17 protein-coding genes and 1 tRNA gene are annotated in these 15788 nt (G+C 41.5%); 4 read left to right on the plus strand and 14 right to left on the minus strand.

Features of this window, described 5'->3' with window-relative positions; translation table 11 throughout:
* Positions 1–124: 124 nt before the first annotated feature.
* A complete protein-coding gene (map, locus tag AC4MBN_RS09640; protein WP_004784494.1) occupies positions 125–952 on the plus strand; it encodes a type I methionyl aminopeptidase in 828 nt (275 codons plus the stop codon).
* A gap of 253 nt (positions 953–1205) precedes the next feature.
* The gene (locus AC4MBN_RS09645; protein WP_005236666.1) at positions 1206–2441 is read left to right on the plus strand and encodes a pyridoxal phosphate-dependent aminotransferase; all 1236 of its coding nucleotides are present in this window, start codon (positions 1206–1208) and stop codon (positions 2439–2441) included.
* A 44-nt stretch (positions 2442–2485) separates the two neighbouring features.
* Here AC4MBN_RS09645 and AC4MBN_RS09650 read toward each other — a convergent pair whose 3' ends face one another.
* Positions 2486–3823, minus strand: coding sequence for an MATE family efflux transporter (locus tag AC4MBN_RS09650; RefSeq protein ID WP_180002831.1), 1338 nt, complete (start codon positions 3821–3823; stop codon positions 2486–2488).
* Between the two features lie 345 nt (positions 3824–4168).
* Positions 4169–4579 (minus strand): GFA family protein, encoded by a 411-nt coding sequence (locus AC4MBN_RS09655; RefSeq protein WP_491880174.1) that lies wholly within the window; start codon positions 4577–4579, stop codon positions 4169–4171.
* Positions 4580–4740: 161 nt separating this feature from the next.
* Between AC4MBN_RS09655 and AC4MBN_RS09660 the strand changes: the two genes are divergently transcribed.
* Positions 4741–5184, plus strand: coding sequence for a PaaI family thioesterase (locus AC4MBN_RS09660; RefSeq protein WP_419374676.1), 444 nt, complete (start codon positions 4741–4743; stop codon positions 5182–5184).
* A 12-nt stretch (positions 5185–5196) separates the two neighbouring features.
* Here the strand turns inward: AC4MBN_RS09660 and AC4MBN_RS09665 are convergent, their stop codons facing one another.
* The gene (locus AC4MBN_RS09665) at positions 5197–5640 is read right to left on the minus strand and encodes a hypothetical protein (protein WP_491880175.1); all 444 of its coding nucleotides are present in this window, start codon (positions 5638–5640) and stop codon (positions 5197–5199) included.
* A gap of 236 nt (positions 5641–5876) precedes the next feature.
* On the opposite strand from AC4MBN_RS09665, the gene AC4MBN_RS09670 reads away from it, so the two are divergent.
* Positions 5877–5952: transfer RNA gene (locus AC4MBN_RS09670), tRNA-Asn, on the plus strand.
* A 367-nt stretch (positions 5953–6319) separates the two neighbouring features.
* On the opposite strand, the gene AC4MBN_RS09675 is transcribed toward AC4MBN_RS09670, so the two are convergent.
* The 11 genes from AC4MBN_RS09675 to AC4MBN_RS09725 form a co-directional block, all read right to left on the minus strand.
* Positions 6320–6973 carry a MiaE family protein gene (locus AC4MBN_RS09675; RefSeq protein WP_491880176.1) on the minus strand — a complete coding sequence of 218 codons (654 nt, stop codon included), beginning with the start codon at positions 6971–6973 and terminating at the stop codon, positions 6320–6322.
* A gap of 13 nt (positions 6974–6986) precedes the next feature.
* Positions 6987–7712, minus strand: a complete 726-nt coding sequence (pdxJ, locus tag AC4MBN_RS09680; protein WP_491880177.1) for a pyridoxine 5'-phosphate synthase — start codon at positions 7710–7712, stop codon at positions 6987–6989.
* 13 nt (positions 7713–7725) lie between these two features.
* A complete protein-coding gene (gene recO / locus AC4MBN_RS09685) occupies positions 7726–8436 on the minus strand; it encodes a DNA repair protein RecO (protein ID WP_208462209.1) in 711 nt (236 codons plus the stop codon).
* Positions 8437–8447: 11 nt separating this feature from the next.
* Positions 8448–8645, minus strand: a complete 198-nt coding sequence (locus AC4MBN_RS09690; protein ID WP_180139347.1) for an NF038104 family lipoprotein — start codon at positions 8643–8645, stop codon at positions 8448–8450.
* Positions 8646–8663: 18 nt separating this feature from the next.
* Positions 8664–9692 (minus strand): GTPase Era, encoded by a 1029-nt coding sequence (gene era, locus AC4MBN_RS09695; RefSeq protein WP_004784513.1) that lies wholly within the window; start codon positions 9690–9692, stop codon positions 8664–8666.
* Positions 9692–10390: a ribonuclease III gene (gene rnc, locus AC4MBN_RS09700; protein ID WP_004784515.1), complete on the minus strand. Its 699-nt coding sequence runs from the start codon at positions 10388–10390 to the stop codon at positions 9692–9694. Before rnc ends, era begins: the two co-directional genes overlap by 1 nt.
* A complete protein-coding gene (locus AC4MBN_RS09705) occupies positions 10362–10733 on the minus strand; it encodes a DUF4845 domain-containing protein (RefSeq protein ID WP_034171224.1) in 372 nt (123 codons plus the stop codon). The genes rnc and AC4MBN_RS09705 overlap by 29 nt, the downstream gene beginning before the upstream one ends.
* 24 nt (positions 10734–10757) lie before the next feature.
* Entirely contained in the window at positions 10758–11585 is an 828-nt protein-coding gene (lepB, locus tag AC4MBN_RS09710; protein WP_159124070.1) for a signal peptidase I, read from the minus strand.
* Between the two features lie 21 nt (positions 11586–11606).
* Entirely contained in the window at positions 11607–13424 is a 1818-nt protein-coding gene (gene lepA, locus AC4MBN_RS09715) for a translation elongation factor 4 (RefSeq protein ID WP_419365365.1), read from the minus strand.
* Between the two features lie 260 nt (positions 13425–13684).
* A complete protein-coding gene (locus AC4MBN_RS09720) occupies positions 13685–14170 on the minus strand; it encodes an acyl-CoA thioesterase (protein WP_419365366.1) in 486 nt (161 codons plus the stop codon).
* Positions 14171–14294: 124 nt separating this feature from the next.
* Positions 14295–15680 (minus strand): Do family serine endopeptidase, encoded by a 1386-nt coding sequence (locus AC4MBN_RS09725; protein ID WP_034171221.1) that lies wholly within the window; start codon positions 15678–15680, stop codon positions 14295–14297.
* Positions 15681–15788: the final 108 nt, after the last annotated feature.

Here is a 15788-nt window from a genome sequence, read left to right on the forward strand (position 1 = left end):
ATGTGCGGATTTTTAATACACCATTCCATCAGCCTCGCAAATATATTCACGAAAAAGCATTTGATAAAATGGGCGGCTATTTATACCATAGTCACATACAAATTTCCAAAAGTTTTTAGAGATCATGAACACTACTTATCAAGCTCCCCGTCGTTTAATCAAATCCGCAGAAGATATCGAAAAGATGCGTATCGCTGGACGACTGGCTGCAGAAGTGTTGGATATGATCAAACCGCATATCAAACCCGGCGTAACGACACTGGAATTGGATACGATTTGTCATGACTATATTGTAAATGTGCAGAATGCTATTCCTGCATGTTTAGGTTATGGTGCAGCGCCTGGCCGCCCTGCTTTCCAGCATACAATCTGTACATCTGTAAACCATGTGGTCTGTCACGGGATCCCATCTGAAAACAAGATCCTGAAAAAAGGCGATATTTTAAATATTGATGTCACTGTCATCAAAGATGGTTTCCATGGCGACACCAATATGATGTACATCGTGGGTGGTGAAACTTCAATTCTGGCCAACCGTCTGTGCAAAGTCGCTCAAGAAGCCATGTATCGTGGTATGGCTGTAGTTAAACCCGGTGCAACGATTGGTGATATTGGTCATGCGATTCAAAAATATGTTGAATCTGAACGTTTTAGCGTTGTTCGTGAATACTGTGGCCACGGAATCGGTACAACTTTCCATGATGAACCACAGGTGCTGCATTATGGTCAGCCAGATACCGGGATGGTTCTTGAAGAAGGTATGACTTTTACGATTGAACCTATGGTGAATGCGGGTGTTTGGCAAACCAAACTGTTGGGTGATAAATGGACTGTGGTCACTAAAGACCATAAATTATCGGCTCAATATGAGCACACTCTTTTAGTAACAAAAAATGGCATTGAAGTGCTGACTGCTCGTCCTGAAGAAGATTTGTCACGTTTTAGTGCATAACAACAACACTTTCTCATATAAATGGTCACTTTAAAGTGGCCATTTTTAGTTTATATTTCCCCTATTATTCTCATCCTCAAAGCATATTCTTAGTTCCTGTCTATCTAAACTACCTATCGATGTTCAAGATAAGGTTGCACTGATTCAGCATTTTTTTCGTATATTTTTCCAAATTCTTTTGCCCAATGTGCACCATTTTAGGCTAAGATAATGTGCTTTTTATTTTTTAATCCCTATAAGAAGGAATACTGCCGTGGACGTACGTCTCTCTGATCGTGTGAATGCCATCAAACCGTCCCCTACGCTTGCTGTGACAAACAAGGCTGCTGAACTGAAAGCTGCTGGTCACAACGTTATTGGTTTGGGCGCAGGTGAGCCAGATTTTGATACCCCTCAACACATCAAAGATGCAGCAATTGCAGCAATTAACAACGGTTTCACCAAATACACCGCTGTTGATGGTACGCCAGGTCTTAAAAAAGCAATTATTGCTAAATTAAAACGTGACAATAACCTTGACTATCAAGCAAACCAAATTCTGGTTTCTTGTGGTGGTAAACAGTCTTTCTTTAACTTGGCACTTGCTTTGTTAAACAAAGGTGATGAAGTGATCATCCCTGCTCCATTCTGGGTGAGCTATCCAGACATGGTGATCATTGCTGAAGGTACACCAGTAATCGTGAAATGTGGTGAAGAACAACGTTTTAAAATTACTCCTGAGCAATTAGAAGCTGCGATCACTGACAAAACTCGTCTAGTGGTATTAAACAGCCCTTCTAACCCGACTGGCATGATCTACACTAAAGCTGAATTAGAAGCTTTAGCTGCAGTACTGCGTAAATACCCAGAAGTATTCATCGCATCTGATGACATGTACGAACCAATCCGTTGGGAAGATGAATTCTACAACATCGCAACTGTTGCCCCAGACCTTTACGACCGCACTATCGTATTAAACGGTGTGTCTAAGGCATATGCGATGACAGGCTGGCGTATCGGCTATGCAGCAGGTCCTGCTAAACTGATCGGTGCGATGAAAAAAATCCAGTCTCAATCAACTTCTAACCCAACTTCTATTTCACAAGTTGCTGCAGAAGCTGCATTGAATGGTCCTCAAGACGTTCTTGTACCAATGGTTGAAGCGTTTAAACGTCGTCATGACCTAGTTGTGAATGGCTTGAATGACATTAAAGGTATTTCTTGCCTACCTGCTGACGGTGCATTCTATGCATACGCAAACATCAAACCATTGATCCGTGCGAAAGGTCTGAACTCTTGCACAGAATTCTCTGCTTGGTTACTGGAAGAAACTGGTGTTGCAGTCGTTCCTGGTGATGCATTCGGTCTAGGCGGTTTCATGCGTATCTCTTACGCAACTGCTGACGAAGTATTAGTTGATGCACTTGCACGTATCAAAAAAGCTGCTGATTCTATCGAAGGCGTTGATGAGGCGATTGCTTCGATCGAAGCTGAAAAAGCTGCAAAATAATCTAATTGATTAGATGAAAAAACCCGCGATGATCGCGGGTTTTTTTATGCAGTTTGTATATGCTTACGGTATTTAAGTGCCAAGCACAGCAAGCACATCAATGCAGCGAAGGTATATGAAATAGCCAGCATCCACCAAAAGCCATGAATTCCCAATGCATTGAAACCAATATTCATAAATGAAATAGGATGATAGGCAACATACCAACCTCCACCTAAACCAAGTACCAAAACTGCACCTGTAAAAATAAACATGGGCAATACCACTTCTTTCCAGCAGCGCAGCATATTGACACTAATTACCAGAATGGCATCAAAGATATGCATCCAACACACGAGCATCATCAAACTGAATGCCACAGCCAATACCTGCTGATCACCACTAAATAAAGTAATAATCCCACTCTGAAAAATCCATACAAAACTAGCGAGGCAGAATCCAATCGACACAACAACTACAACTGCTTTTTTGCTTAATTGCCATGCTGAATCAATATGTTCTGCGCCAATTTTTGTCGATACCAAAATACTAAAAGCAGACCCCATTGACATCGGCACCATAAACATCAATCCCGTCAAGCCCAGCATAATTTGATGAGAATTTATAACGATGTCCCCCAAGGGTAAAATCAGCAATGCAATCGCACTTATGGCAAATACATCCACAAACGTGACAACACCATTAGGCACACCAATTCTGAGAATTTTGAGCAAGGTAGCCCAATGTAAAAATGTGCCTGACCACTGTATTTGTAATTTCTTCTCTAGAAATACAAAATAATAAACAAATAACAATAACCACTGTGCAACCAAACTTGAAATGAAAGCACCTTGCACACCATAAGCAGCGATATAACCTTCAACACCAAAAATCAGGCAATACCCTAATAACCCCTTGATGATTAAATACAAAATATTGGCATAAAATACACGTTTAGCCTGCCCACAAGTTTGCGTCAGAATATATAGAATACGTAATAAAAGATGTCCTGGAATTACCCATGCCATTAACCACAAACAGGGTGTAATCAGGGCTTGCAGTTCAGCATCAGCTTTTAAAAGATTCAATAAGGGTGTGGCATGGGTAAATAACCAAGCTGCCAAAACAGATAGTGTAAGTACAATCAAAATACTTTGTTTCACAATCTGCTGTATTTCAGAAAAAGCCTGACGCCCATTGGCTTCAGCCAGTTCTTGCATCATGCCTTGCAGAACTCCGACCCCTGAAACAAAACACAATGAATAAATTGAAACACACACAGCCATAGCAGCAACATGCTGGGGTGAAAAATGTGACAGGAAGATCACATCGAATAAACCACCCAGCATAATAATGGCATTACTCAGAAAAATAGGCACCCAAAGATGCAAAAACTGTTTCATTGCAAGATCACTCTATTATTAATTCTTTTCTCGAAATTTATTTTCAAACTGAATTATTTGAGGCTTCGACATACAATGAAAATTACATACAATCCTTGTGCCATAAATCATTATATTTATTATCCTTTATAAAAAAATTACTCACATGCTTTCAATTTTCAGACTATTTACCAGTCCAAAAATTGAAATTCCCTCCTTAAGTTTTTTAATAATGATATAAAAAAGAAAAAATGATAATGACAGGAATAGTATTTCTATTGCATGAAAAGCATACTGATAATACCTTTGCTTTAAACATATAGGATTCTTTAATTAAATAAGAGGAACCAGACATTATGCTCATTTTCAGGAATCAGGTTGCTGAAACATGGCAATGACTTCAGCTTCTGTCATTTTTTGGGTTTGATTGTTAAATGAATAAAATGCTGGCTGATGATCGACATAAATCTCCAAATTAAAATCCAGATCCTCTGGCAGTTGCTCTAAAGTAAATACATTAATATTGGCAAAGGAATGGTCTTTGGTCCGCCAGAAAATAAAAGTACCGCAGGCATTGCAAAAACCACGCTCTGCCCATTCAGAAGTACTTGCAACAGATAAATGCTGCTGATCAATAAAGTGAATATTTTCTATATCAATAGACATGAGAGGCCCACTTGTCTGGCGGCGGCACATTGAGCAATGACAGGTGGTCACTTCATGATTTCTAAGCTGCACTTCAAATCGAGTCGCACCACATAAACATCTCGCTTTCATGATTATTCTTCCTCGATATTATTATTTTTAATCATTTTACCGGATTCATTATAAGTAAAAGGCTTTGTACATTTCCTCATACAATTTTTTATTGCTGATCGAAGCACCATCTGCCTAAACTTGTCATTCAAATCCAGTATTTAAAATAATAAGGACAAGCTATGGATCTCAAGAATCTTTCAGGTTTGCAGATTATGCAAGAGATGCTTAAGGGCAACCTGCCTATGCCTTCTATGGCAACCACTATTCCCATGTCTGCAAGCGAAGTTGAACCGGGACATGTGACCTTTCTTGTAAAAGCTGATGAACGCCATCTGAATCCTATGGGAGGTGTACATGGCGGTTTTGCTGCAACTGTTTTAGATACAGTAACAGGCTGCGCGATTCATACTTTACTTGAAGCAGGTGTCGGTTATGGCACAATTGATTTGAATGTAAAAATGTGTCGTCCAATTCCTCACAACCAAGAACTAAAAGCAATCGGAAAATCAATTAATCTCAGTAAAAATCTAGGTATTTCTGAAGGTCAAATTCTGGATGACGAAGGTCGCATTTATGCCCATGCCACAGCAACCTGCATGATTTTTCGCAATTCTGACCATTAAGGTGTTTAAGACTTAAAGTACGCTCCATTTCCCTTGCAGTGCTTTTACCAGTTTCGGTTGGGTCAAAGCCCGATATTCGAAATAGTGCTTGGAAACATTCGCCACACTCAATTCCCGAGTTTCTTTAGCAGAAGCTTGCCACACTTTAGACTGGTTCGATCCGGTCAGAAGATTGCCAGCAAGCGCATAAATATAAAGATCTTTTTTCTGAGCTTTAGGCGTATTTAGGAATATTTCAAAACTAAATTGGCGTTCTTGTTCGACCAGCCACTTTTCTGCAAACCATAATTGCAGCAAGTCACCCAGATACAATTGTTTGATCGCTAAGGGCCATAAACGGATTTCTGCACCAGCCACAGGGGTAAAGTATTGAGCTGAATCTTGAATAATATCGAGATAATGATCTTGATAAAAAGGCAGCTGAGAGAAGATTTGAGGGATAGTGAGCGTATTCATTCGCTTTCTCCGGTTTAGCCATTTTTGTGCTGGCAAGTAGGTTTAAATCCACACTGTTTGACCATTTGGTCAAACGACTTTATGTTTTCAATCTAACAAGTGAAATTTGTTTTGACAAGCATTTTTTAAGAATTTAATGCAATCGTTTAAATTAAAATCAGATAAGTGCAATTTGTAATAAATATGACAGTTTTTGCTTGACCCTTGGTAAAATCTCTCTATAATCGCATTCAGATTCTCCCATAGCTCAGTCGGTAGAGCGACGGACTGTTAATCCGCAGGTCCCTGGTTCGAGCCCAGGTGGGAGAGCCAAATTCAAGAAAGCCCGCAGCATTAAAGCGGGCTTTTTTATTGCCTGAAATTTCATTTATAAAATGATTCAATTCTTTTTTCTCTTATATATTCTCACCTTGCCCTTTTATTTACCTAGTTAGATTGGCTTATATTTTCATTTAATCAAATGTGTTTATACATACTTATTTTTAGTTGATAGCACCGTTTACTATCTTGCATGATACTAATTTCTCCACTCTTACTGTAATAAACATCAGATTAAATTCTATATTGCTTAGGCTATTTTAAATTCTTTTAATAAATAAGTTAGCTACAGATTCTTTATATTTATAAAAAAATCCCCCAATTTGGAGGATCTTTTTTGATGTCTTAATTAAGTAGCTTCTTAAGCTGCTTTTGCAGGCACACCACTATGGAAACGAAATATTTCATCTGGACTGAGAATCAGATTCTTTTCCACTTCCCGAATATGATCAATACGACTCTGAATATCTTCTTGCGGATTTTTCAGTTTTGCAGTTTTGGCTACATCTAAAGCTAAGGCCAAGTAGTCCTCAAAATGACGAGATTCAGATTTTAGTAGATAACGGTAGTAACGCCCTAGTTCTTCATCTACCAGCGGTGCAAGCGCATAGAAACGCTCACAAGAACGTGCTTCTACAAAAGCACCTATCACCAGCACATCAATCAGCGCCTCTGGCTCATAGGTCCGGATTTCCTTACGCAAACCACCCGCATAACGCCCTGCACTGAGTCCAATCCATTGCTGGCCACGCTTATTCATGAATTCCAGCACTTGCTCATAGTGCAGCATTTCTTCACGTACCAGTTGCGCCAGTTTCACCTGTAAATCTACGAAGAAGCTATAGCGGAACATTAGGTTCATTGCTGTACTGGCTGCTTTCTTCTCACAGTTGGCATGATCCTGCATCAGGATCTCCAGATTCTGTAATGCCTCATCGAGCCATGCTTTTGGTGTTTCACAACCTAAGAAGCCAATGACAGGCTTCATCAGTTCATCATAATCAATATTTGACATATGTTTCGCAATCTTAACGCGCAGCTTTAATTACAGCTTTCATTTGTTGAACCGCTTGCGCCAGTCCAACAAAAACTGCATCAGCAATAATCGAGTGACCAATATTTAATTCATGAATTTGAGGGATCGCAGCAATTGGAGTGACATTATCCAGGTTCAGACCATGACCTGCATTGACCACCAAACCTTTAGATGCTGCATACTCTGCCCCTTTGATAATACGCTCTAGTTCAACCTGCTGTGCTTCAGGCGTTGCTGCATCGGCATAAGCACCTGTATGAAGCTCAATTGTAGGTGCACCACACGCCACTGCCGCATCAATCTGGGCAATATCTGCATCAATAAATAGCGACACGTCACAGCCAATCGCAGATAATTCCTGAGTGGCTTTTTTCACATCTTCAAAATGACCAACGACATCCAGACCACCTTCAGTTGTCACTTCCTGACGCTTTTCTGGCACAAAGCAGACATGCTGTGGCTGGATTTCTTTAGCAATCGCAACCATTTCATCAGTTACGGCCATTTCCAGATTCATATGGGTAGTTAATACCGGACGCATACGACGTACATCTTCATCCTGAATATGTCGGCGGTCTTCACGCAAATGCAGGGTAATTCCCTCTGCACCGGCCTGCTCACAGATCAATGCAGCATTGACTGGGTCTGGGTACGTCGTACCACGTGCTTGTCTTAAAGTTGCGACATGGTCAATATTGACACCAAGTAATGCAGCCATAATATTTTCCTAACTACGATTGAGATTGAGAATTTTGGATCCACAATTGTCGACTTTTCAGTGGTCGGTCACCGAGTAAAGCAGTGATCACCTGTCGATATAGCTTCGTCAGTAATTGTAACTGTTCTGGATTAAAATCCCTACCATTTTCATAGTGCTGCATTGTTAAAATCTGCTGACCTGACATGGTTGAGCGCAAGGCTTTAGCCGAAGGCATAAAACCTTCATTCAACTGAAAATAGTAATGTTGCAAGGGATTGATCTGTGCCTGATTGGCATCGACCGAAAAATCCAGTTCATAGCCAAGTTCTTCTAATAAGATATGTTCAAACTGGCGTAAAACCTGTTTTAAATAAGTATTGGGATTTTCTTGATCGGAGAGTTTTTGCAAGGCATTCAATGTTTCGCCATATTTGGCAAAGGTCAGCGGCATTTGCACTTCAAGCGGACATAAACGCAACAGGATTTCATTCAGATAAAAGCCAGAAAAAAAGGCATCGCCGAAAAAAAAGATCGGCTGATTAACAATTTCTAATTTGGTGAAGTTTTTCAGTTCAGATTTGCCTGAGGCTAGCAAGCTGATGGGTTGATATTGGGGTGGTGGATTTTGTCTTAATATCCCATCGATACGGCCATATTCCTGGGTAAATAAATGCACAATATGACTGCGATCGCGATATTTACGATGATGAATCAGGTATCCATGCAGCACTTCATTACGCATAGGCTGCTTCTTTAGTCTTTATTCTTTTTTGATTTTTTCTCTTCTTCTTCATCATCCCCATCAGGAATGGCGGCACCCACAACAGCCGCGGTCCCTTTGACCGCGTACTTTGTGGTTTTATAGGCAACTTTGGCAGGAACGGTCACTACTTTATGAATACAGCCCTGCAAAAATAAAACACATGCAATGACTGCCAGAAATTTCATCATGATCCGTTCCCGTCCAATTTAAATGTCGCTATAACCTAGACTTTTCAGTGCCCGCTCATCATCAGACCAGCCGCCTTTGACTTTCACCCAAAGCGTTAGCATGATTTTCTGCTCGAACATTTTTTCCATGTCGACACGAGCATCCATACCGATTTTTTTCAGCTTGGAGCCTTTTTCACCAATCACAATGGCTTTCTGGCCAGCACGATCAACGAAAATAGTCGCATCAATATAAGTACATGCCGGCTTCATACGACCTGTTTTTTCGTTCAGGGTCGGCTCTTCAGTTTTGAAAGATTCGATCTGAACAGTTAAATCGTATGGTAGTTCTTCACCTAACTGACGCATGATCTTTTCACGGATAATTTCAGAGGCCAGGAAACGCTCTGAACGATCAGTGAGCTGATCCAGTGAATATAGCGGTGGCTGGAATGGCAGGTACTTGGCAATCGTATCGCGTAAGTGTTCGAGGTTGGCACCACGAAGTGCAGACACTGGTACGATTTCAGCAAAGTTCATCAGTTTGGCACGTTCACGAATCAGCGGTAAGGCCTCATTCTTGTTCTCGAACGTGTCCAGCTTGTTGATTACCAGAATCACCGGCATATCCGCATTTTTTAATTTCTCCAGAACAAGCTCATCGTTCTGGGTCCATTTTTGTGCATCAACTACAAACAGCACCAGGTTCACGTCACGCAATGCAGAGTGCGCAGCTCGATTCATCATTTTATTGATGGCACGCACTTCTTTCTTATGCATCCCCGGTGTATCAACAAATACTGCCTGAGATTTTTCACGTGAATCAATCCCTACGATTTTATGACGTGTGGTTTGTGGCTTACGTGAAGTAATCGAAAGTTTCTGGCCCAGTAAGTGGTTCATCAAGGTTGATTTACCCACGTTTGGGCGTCCGACAATCGCCACGAAACCGCTGCGATAATCAGAAGGAATTTCAGTACCCTGTGCACTGAAAAATTGACTAATCAAGTCATTGCTGTCGCTTTGCGACTCGTGATCAGCATCAATGTGATCGGAATGAGTAGTCATTAAGACTTATGCTCCAAATGTTTTAAAATATCTGCCGCAACCGCCTGTTCAGCGAATCGTCGGCTTGAACCTTCACCGGCCATGACCGGTAAGCCTTCTACCTGGCATTCCACTTTGAAATGCTGGTTCGGGGCATCACCCTGAATATCTACAACCTCGTAAACTGGGAGAGGTTTTTTACGTGCTTGTAAATATTCCTGTAGGCGTGATTTAGGGTCTTTCAGCTGGTCAGTTGGTTCTATATTGTCTAAATACGGTTCGTACCATTTTAGCACAATCGCCTGTAGTACAGTGAGATCACCGCAATCCACATAGATCGCACCAATAATGGCTTCGACCGTATCCGCAAGTATAGACTCACGATGATGACCACCCGATTTCAGCTCACCCGTACTGAGAATCAGGTTCTGACTCAATTTTAGATCATTAGCAATTTTCCCTAACGCTTCCTGTCGGACAAGAGTCGCACGCATACGCGTCAGACGGCCCTCGTTTTCCTGCGGGTAAGCAGTAAAGAGATAATTGGCTATGATCATCCCTAAAAGAGAATCGCCTAGAAATTCTAGGCGTTCATAGTTGTGTTTATGACTGACTGAACGATGGGTCAATGCCAGTTTTAACAGATCAGCTTGTTTAAACTGATAGCCGATCCGTTTGGCAAGACGCTCATCATTTAGTTTTGACTGTGCTTTGATCAAAATCTTTCTCAAACTTCATCACTAAATCGATATTCATTATAAAATTCTTGCGAATTTCATAATTCTTGTGCACCTGTAAACCATCAGTGTTGGTTACCTTGGCAATTTCATCAAACTTCAGATCGCGAATATTGTTCATTTCTAAACGCTGACCCATCTGCTGACGAAATTTTTCTGGTGCAATATTTGCCGGAGAACTCTTTAAAAGTTCCTCAATCTGATTGTCCACCATACGATCATCAAAGTATGGCCCCCAAACTGCAATCGCCACTTTGGCAAGAAAAGCAAACCCCACGATTGCAAATAAAATTCCAATATACGAAGCACCTTGTTGATGTTTCATTTTTTATTTTCCTGACTGAAATAATTAATCGATTATTCCGTTTCGACTAAACGATGGCAGTTTAAAGCCAGGTTCTTTATGCATCCAGATATAGAATGCGCGACCTGTTAAGTTTTCTTCCGGAACAAAGCCCCAGAAACGACTGTCAGCACTTTGATCGCGATTATCCCCCATCGCAAAGTAATGACCTTCTGGAACTTTCACTTCCCAATATAAACCATTTTCAGTTGAAAACTTACCATTTTCTATATAGTTAAGGAATGGAGCCTGACGAGCTACATTTACTCCTTCCAGTTCACGCATAGTGAAAGTATGTTCGCCAATGGTTTCTTTATGATAAATCGAATTTGGCGTATCCAGGCGATCTTTTTCACGGCTGAATTCTACTGGAACTTTTGCTACTTTCTCACCATTAATGGTTAACTGGCCATGATCATAAACAATATGATCACCTGGCAAACCAATTACACGTTTGATATAGCTAATCGTTGGTTGTGGCGGATAGCGGAAGACCACGACATCACCACGTTCCGGGCTACCTGTATCCAGAATTTTTGTATTTACAATTGGTAATTTCACACCATAGTCAAATTTATTGACCAGGATAAAATCACCGGTTTCCAGTGTTGGAACCATGGAGTCTGATGGAATATTGAAAGGTTCGTACAGGAAAGAACGCAATACTAAAACGACGGCCAAAACCGGCCAGAAATCATAAGCCCAGGTAATAATGAAGTTTTCATTGCCCTTGCCTTTGGTCTGTCGTTGTTTCAGAACAAACTTATCCAGCAACCAGACCGCGACGAAAAATAAGGTCGCAGGAACAAGAATCAAATTAAAATCAAAATCCATGGGCTTATTATCCTTATAGTATTAGCGTTCGACTTTCAGTACAGCTAAGAACGCTTCTTGTGGAATTTCAACACTACCCACCTGTTTCATACGTTTCTTACCTTCTTTCTGTTTTGCAAGAAGTTTCTTCTTACGTGATACGTCACCACCATAACATTTTGCCAATACGTTTTTACGCATTGCTTTTACGGTAGAACGGGCAATAATTTGCGCACCAATGGCCGCCTGAATTGCCACATCAAACATCTGACGAGGAATTAGATCTTTCATTTTTTCAACCAGTGCGATCCCACGATGACGTGCATCCTGACGGTGGCAGATCATTGCTAAAGCATCGACTTTTTCACCATTGATCAGGACATCCACTTTCACCAGTGATGAACTTTCAAAACGCACAAAGTTGTAATCTAGTGACGCAAAACCGCGTGAACAAGATTTCAATTTATCAAAGAAATCCATCACCACTTCGGCCATTGGAATTTCAAAAGTAACAGATACCTGATTCGCCATGAACTTCATGTCTTTTTGTACGCCACGGCGCTCAATACATAGGGTCATGACATTACCCAGGTATTCCTGTGGCACGAGGATATGACATTCTGCAATTGGTTCACGCAGGTCTTCAACAGTTGAACCATCTGGCATTTTTGACGGGCTGTCGATGTAAATGGTATTGCCATTCTTCATCACTGCTTCATAAATTACTGTTGGTGCTGAAGAAATCAGATCCAGATCGTATTCACGTTCTAAACGCTCTTGTACGATCTCCATGTGCAGCATACCTAAGAAGCCACAGCGGAAACCGAAGCCTAGAGCATCAGAACTTTCTGGTTCAAAGAACAGCGCAGAGTCATTAATTTGCAGTTTATGCAATGCTTCACGGAAAGGTTCAAAATCACTGGAATCAATTGGAAACAAGCCTGCATATACCTGTGGTTTTACTTTTTTGAAACCAGGTAATGTTGGAACTTCTGGAGTAGTTGCCAGTGTAATGGTATCACCCACTGGTGCACCAAAAATGTCTTTAATACCGGCAATCACGAAACCAACTTCACCCGCTTCAAGGATATCGGTTTCAGTATGCTTCGGATTAAAAATACCGACTGAAGTGATGATATGTGTCTGACCAGTCGATTTCACCAGCATCTTGTCGCCCTTGCGAACACGACCCTGTTTCACACGAACCAGAGATACTACGCCCAGGTAATTATCGAACCACGAGTCCACAATCAGTGCTTGTAGCGGTGCATCACGATCACCTGTAGGAGCCGGAATCGTATCTACCAAGGTTTCTAATACACTTTCAATACCTAGACCGGTTTTTGCTGAACAGGTCGGTGCTTCAGTCGCTTCGATACCAATAATATCTTCAATTTCCTGAATTACACGTTCAGGCTCGGCCTGCGGTAAATCAATCTTGTTCAGTACAGGAAGAACTTCAAGCCCCTGTTCAATCGCAGTATAGCAGTTTGCTACAGACTGGGCTTCTACCCCCTGGGCAGCATCTACCACCAACAGTGCACCTTCACACGCAGCAAGAGAGCGCGACACTTCATAAGAGAAATCCACGTGTCCCGGCGTATCAATGAAGTTCAACTGATATTCCTGACCATTAGGATGCTTATAGTTCAAGGTCACAGAAGTGGCTTTAATAGTAATCCCACGTTCGCGTTCAAGCTCCATGGAATCGAGTACCTGTGCCTGCATTTCACGATCCTGCAAACCACCACAAGTTTGAATGAACCGATCCGCCAGAGTCGATTTACCGTGGTCAATATGCGCAATAATCGAGAAGTTACGAATGTTTTTAATATCAACAGATTTTTTAGCTTGCGCCATGGGCTACCTTGAGAAAAAAACGCGCCATGCAATTTAAAAAGTCATTGCATAACAAAAGCCGAATAGAAATTGCCGAGGATTATAGCAGAATGGAGATACAGAAAAAGAATTATCTTTCTTCTCTCTTAGCTGTCTTAAGCACATGACCAGTTTTTTCTTATTTTTCTTTTCCTCAGCTTTTATCCAAGAAAACAGCTTGTTAAATGGGCTGCTTCCTATTTGGTAGCTCCCCTCTATTCAATCTCGATATCATCACCTTATTAGATTGATTCTTCTCTTATCGCCTTTGCTTCTTCTCTCAAATATAAATTAGAAAAATCATAAGGATTAATACTGTCTGAGAGGGGCTGATAGGCTTGGGTAAAACTTGGCGACATACGCTTCGGGCGACCCGACGCAATTTCGATACAGGCCCACTGCGTGCTACCGGTAAATAGGACATTCTGATCCTGTGGACGATAAAAAGCATACTGTCTGAATGAGTACAAGGCATTCAGATCACTTAACCAGGTTCTTAAAATCAGCTCATCCCCTTCAAATGCCGCTTTGCGATACTGGACATGATGTTCAACTGCAACCATGGCATGTTTAAGTTGCAAATATTCATTTAAACCGAGTCCTAATTGCTCGATATGGGCCGAGGCCACATCCTGCATCCACTGCACATAAACTACGTTATTCACATGTCCTAGACGATCAATATGTTCAGGTTGTACCTTCAAAACTTGGTCAAAAATACCGGTCACTTTTCTCTAATCCTTTATCGCAATTTTTTCTATGTACAGAGTCTACAGAAATTATGCCTCGGGTAAATTGTGAAGAATAAAAAACCGCCTATACAAGCGGTCTTTTATTGAAGATTCATTTATTTTATGAAATGCGCATCCCGACAATGGCACGTTGACCCTGACGAATCAGACCGACACGAGCAACACTGCCTTTTTTTAGATCTGCCACAGCTTCCACAAACTGGTTACTGTTCAATATCGCTTTACCATTGATTTGAGTCACGACATCATTTGGCATAATCCGTGCCTGAGCTGCGATCCCGTCTCTGCGAACATCCTGAATGACTACACCACCCTTAATCTCTAAACGTTCTTTTTCAGCCGGGCTTAATTCACGAATAGTAACGCCTAATACCGGACCTTTATTTGGCTGAGCCTGGTTGCCTGCTTTGGCTGGCGTTTCATCTGGCGCAGTCGTTAGAGTTGCATTGATATTACGGCGTTTATCATCACGTAATACTTCTAACTGGATCTGCTGTTTAGGTGCAGAACGGTTCAAATAGTTCAGCAACTGACTAGTGCGTGAAATATCAGTACCATTGTATTTTAAAATCACGTCACCGGCTTGTAGACCCGCTTTAGCCGCTGGCGAGTTTGGTGCCACCTGGGTAATTAAAGAACCTTCTGGCTTAGATAATTTATAAGATTCAGCCAAAGTACGGTCGATATCTTGCAGGCTTACACCCAGATAAGAACGGGTCACTTTACCATCGCGTTTCAGCTGGTCAGCGACTTCCATAGCGACATCAATGGGAATCGAAAATGACAGCCCCATATAACCGCCAGTACCACTGAAGATTCGTGAGTTCACCCCAACCACTTCACCGCGCTGGTTAAATAGCGGCCCACCCGAGTTACCTGGATTCAGGGCCACATCAGTCTGAATAAATGGGACTGCGGTTTCGCCCATCATATTACGCATCTTGGCACTGACAATCCCGGCAGAAGCGGAGTAGTCAAAACCAAAAGGTGAACCGATTGCTAATACGGGTTCACCTACACGTAATTTATCAACATCACCAGTACGCAGTTCCGGGAAACCTGAACCATTGACTTTCAACAAAGCGACGTCGGTACGCTCGTCGCTTCCCACGACTGTCGCATCAATTTCCCGACGATCATTCAAGGTAATTGTCACTTTAGACGCATCTTCAACTACGTGGTGGTTGGTCAGCAGATAGCCATCCTTACTAATAAAGAAGGCACTCCCATATCCGGTTTTTTCCTGCGGTACACGTGGCTGCGGAATAATCACCTGATTACCAAAGAAACGGCGTAAAATTTCAGGAACCTGTTGTTGCAAGAGCTCTTCTTCGCTCATTTTCTTGACAACACTCACACTGACAACTGCCGGACTGACCTGATCAACCAGGTTAGAAAAATCGACGGGTGTTACTGCCTGTAACTGAGCAGCACTCATGGTAACAGTCGCTGCAAATAATCCTTTTTTTAAATCCAGAATTTTCATATAAATTATTCACCCAAATTGTTGATAAATTTATGTAAATAGGTTTTATCACAAACTTCATATATTTTAAGTAACAATATGTTCGAAAGCTTGAATGTTGGCAACCTT

The sequence above is a fragment of the Acinetobacter sp. CAU_H_60 genome, assembly GCF_058599385.1.

Excerpts from the sequence above, each read along its gene's own strand:
- map (WP_004784494.1), top strand. The coding sequence starts at position 125 with ATGAACACTACTTATCAAGCTCCCCGTCGTTTAATCAAATCCGCAGAA.
- AC4MBN_RS09650 (WP_180002831.1), bottom strand. The coding sequence starts at position 3,823 with ATGAAACAGTTTTTGCATCTTTGGGTGCCTATTTTTCTGAGTAATGCC.
- AC4MBN_RS09655 (WP_491880174.1), bottom strand. The coding sequence starts at position 4,579 with ATGAAAGCGAGATGTTTATGTGGTGCGACTCGATTTGAAGTGCAGCTT.
- AC4MBN_RS09660 (WP_419374676.1), top strand. The coding sequence starts at position 4,741 with ATGGATCTCAAGAATCTTTCAGGTTTGCAGATTATGCAAGAGATGCTT.
- AC4MBN_RS09665 (WP_491880175.1), bottom strand. The coding sequence starts at position 5,640 with ATGAATACGCTCACTATCCCTCAAATCTTCTCTCAGCTGCCTTTTTAT.
- AC4MBN_RS09675 (WP_491880176.1), bottom strand. The coding sequence starts at position 6,973 with ATGTCAAATATTGATTATGATGAACTGATGAAGCCTGTCATTGGCTTC.
- pdxJ (WP_491880177.1), bottom strand. The coding sequence starts at position 7,712 with ATGGCTGCATTACTTGGTGTCAATATTGACCATGTCGCAACTTTAAGA.
- recO (WP_208462209.1), bottom strand. The coding sequence starts at position 8,436 with ATGCGTAATGAAGTGCTGCATGGATACCTGATTCATCATCGTAAATAT.
- AC4MBN_RS09690 (WP_180139347.1), bottom strand. The coding sequence starts at position 8,645 with ATGATGAAATTTCTGGCAGTCATTGCATGTGTTTTATTTTTGCAGGGC.
- era (WP_004784513.1), bottom strand. The coding sequence starts at position 9,692 with ATGACTACTCATTCCGATCACATTGATGCTGATCACGAGTCGCAAAGC.
- AC4MBN_RS09705 (WP_034171224.1), bottom strand. The coding sequence starts at position 10,733 with ATGAAACATCAACAAGGTGCTTCGTATATTGGAATTTTATTTGCAATC.
- lepB (WP_159124070.1), bottom strand. The coding sequence starts at position 11,585 with ATGGATTTTGATTTTAATTTGATTCTTGTTCCTGCGACCTTATTTTTC.
- lepA (WP_419365365.1), bottom strand. The coding sequence starts at position 13,424 with ATGGCGCAAGCTAAAAAATCTGTTGATATTAAAAACATTCGTAACTTC.
- AC4MBN_RS09725 (WP_034171221.1), bottom strand. The coding sequence starts at position 15,680 with ATGAAAATTCTGGATTTAAAAAAAGGATTATTTGCAGCGACTGTTACC.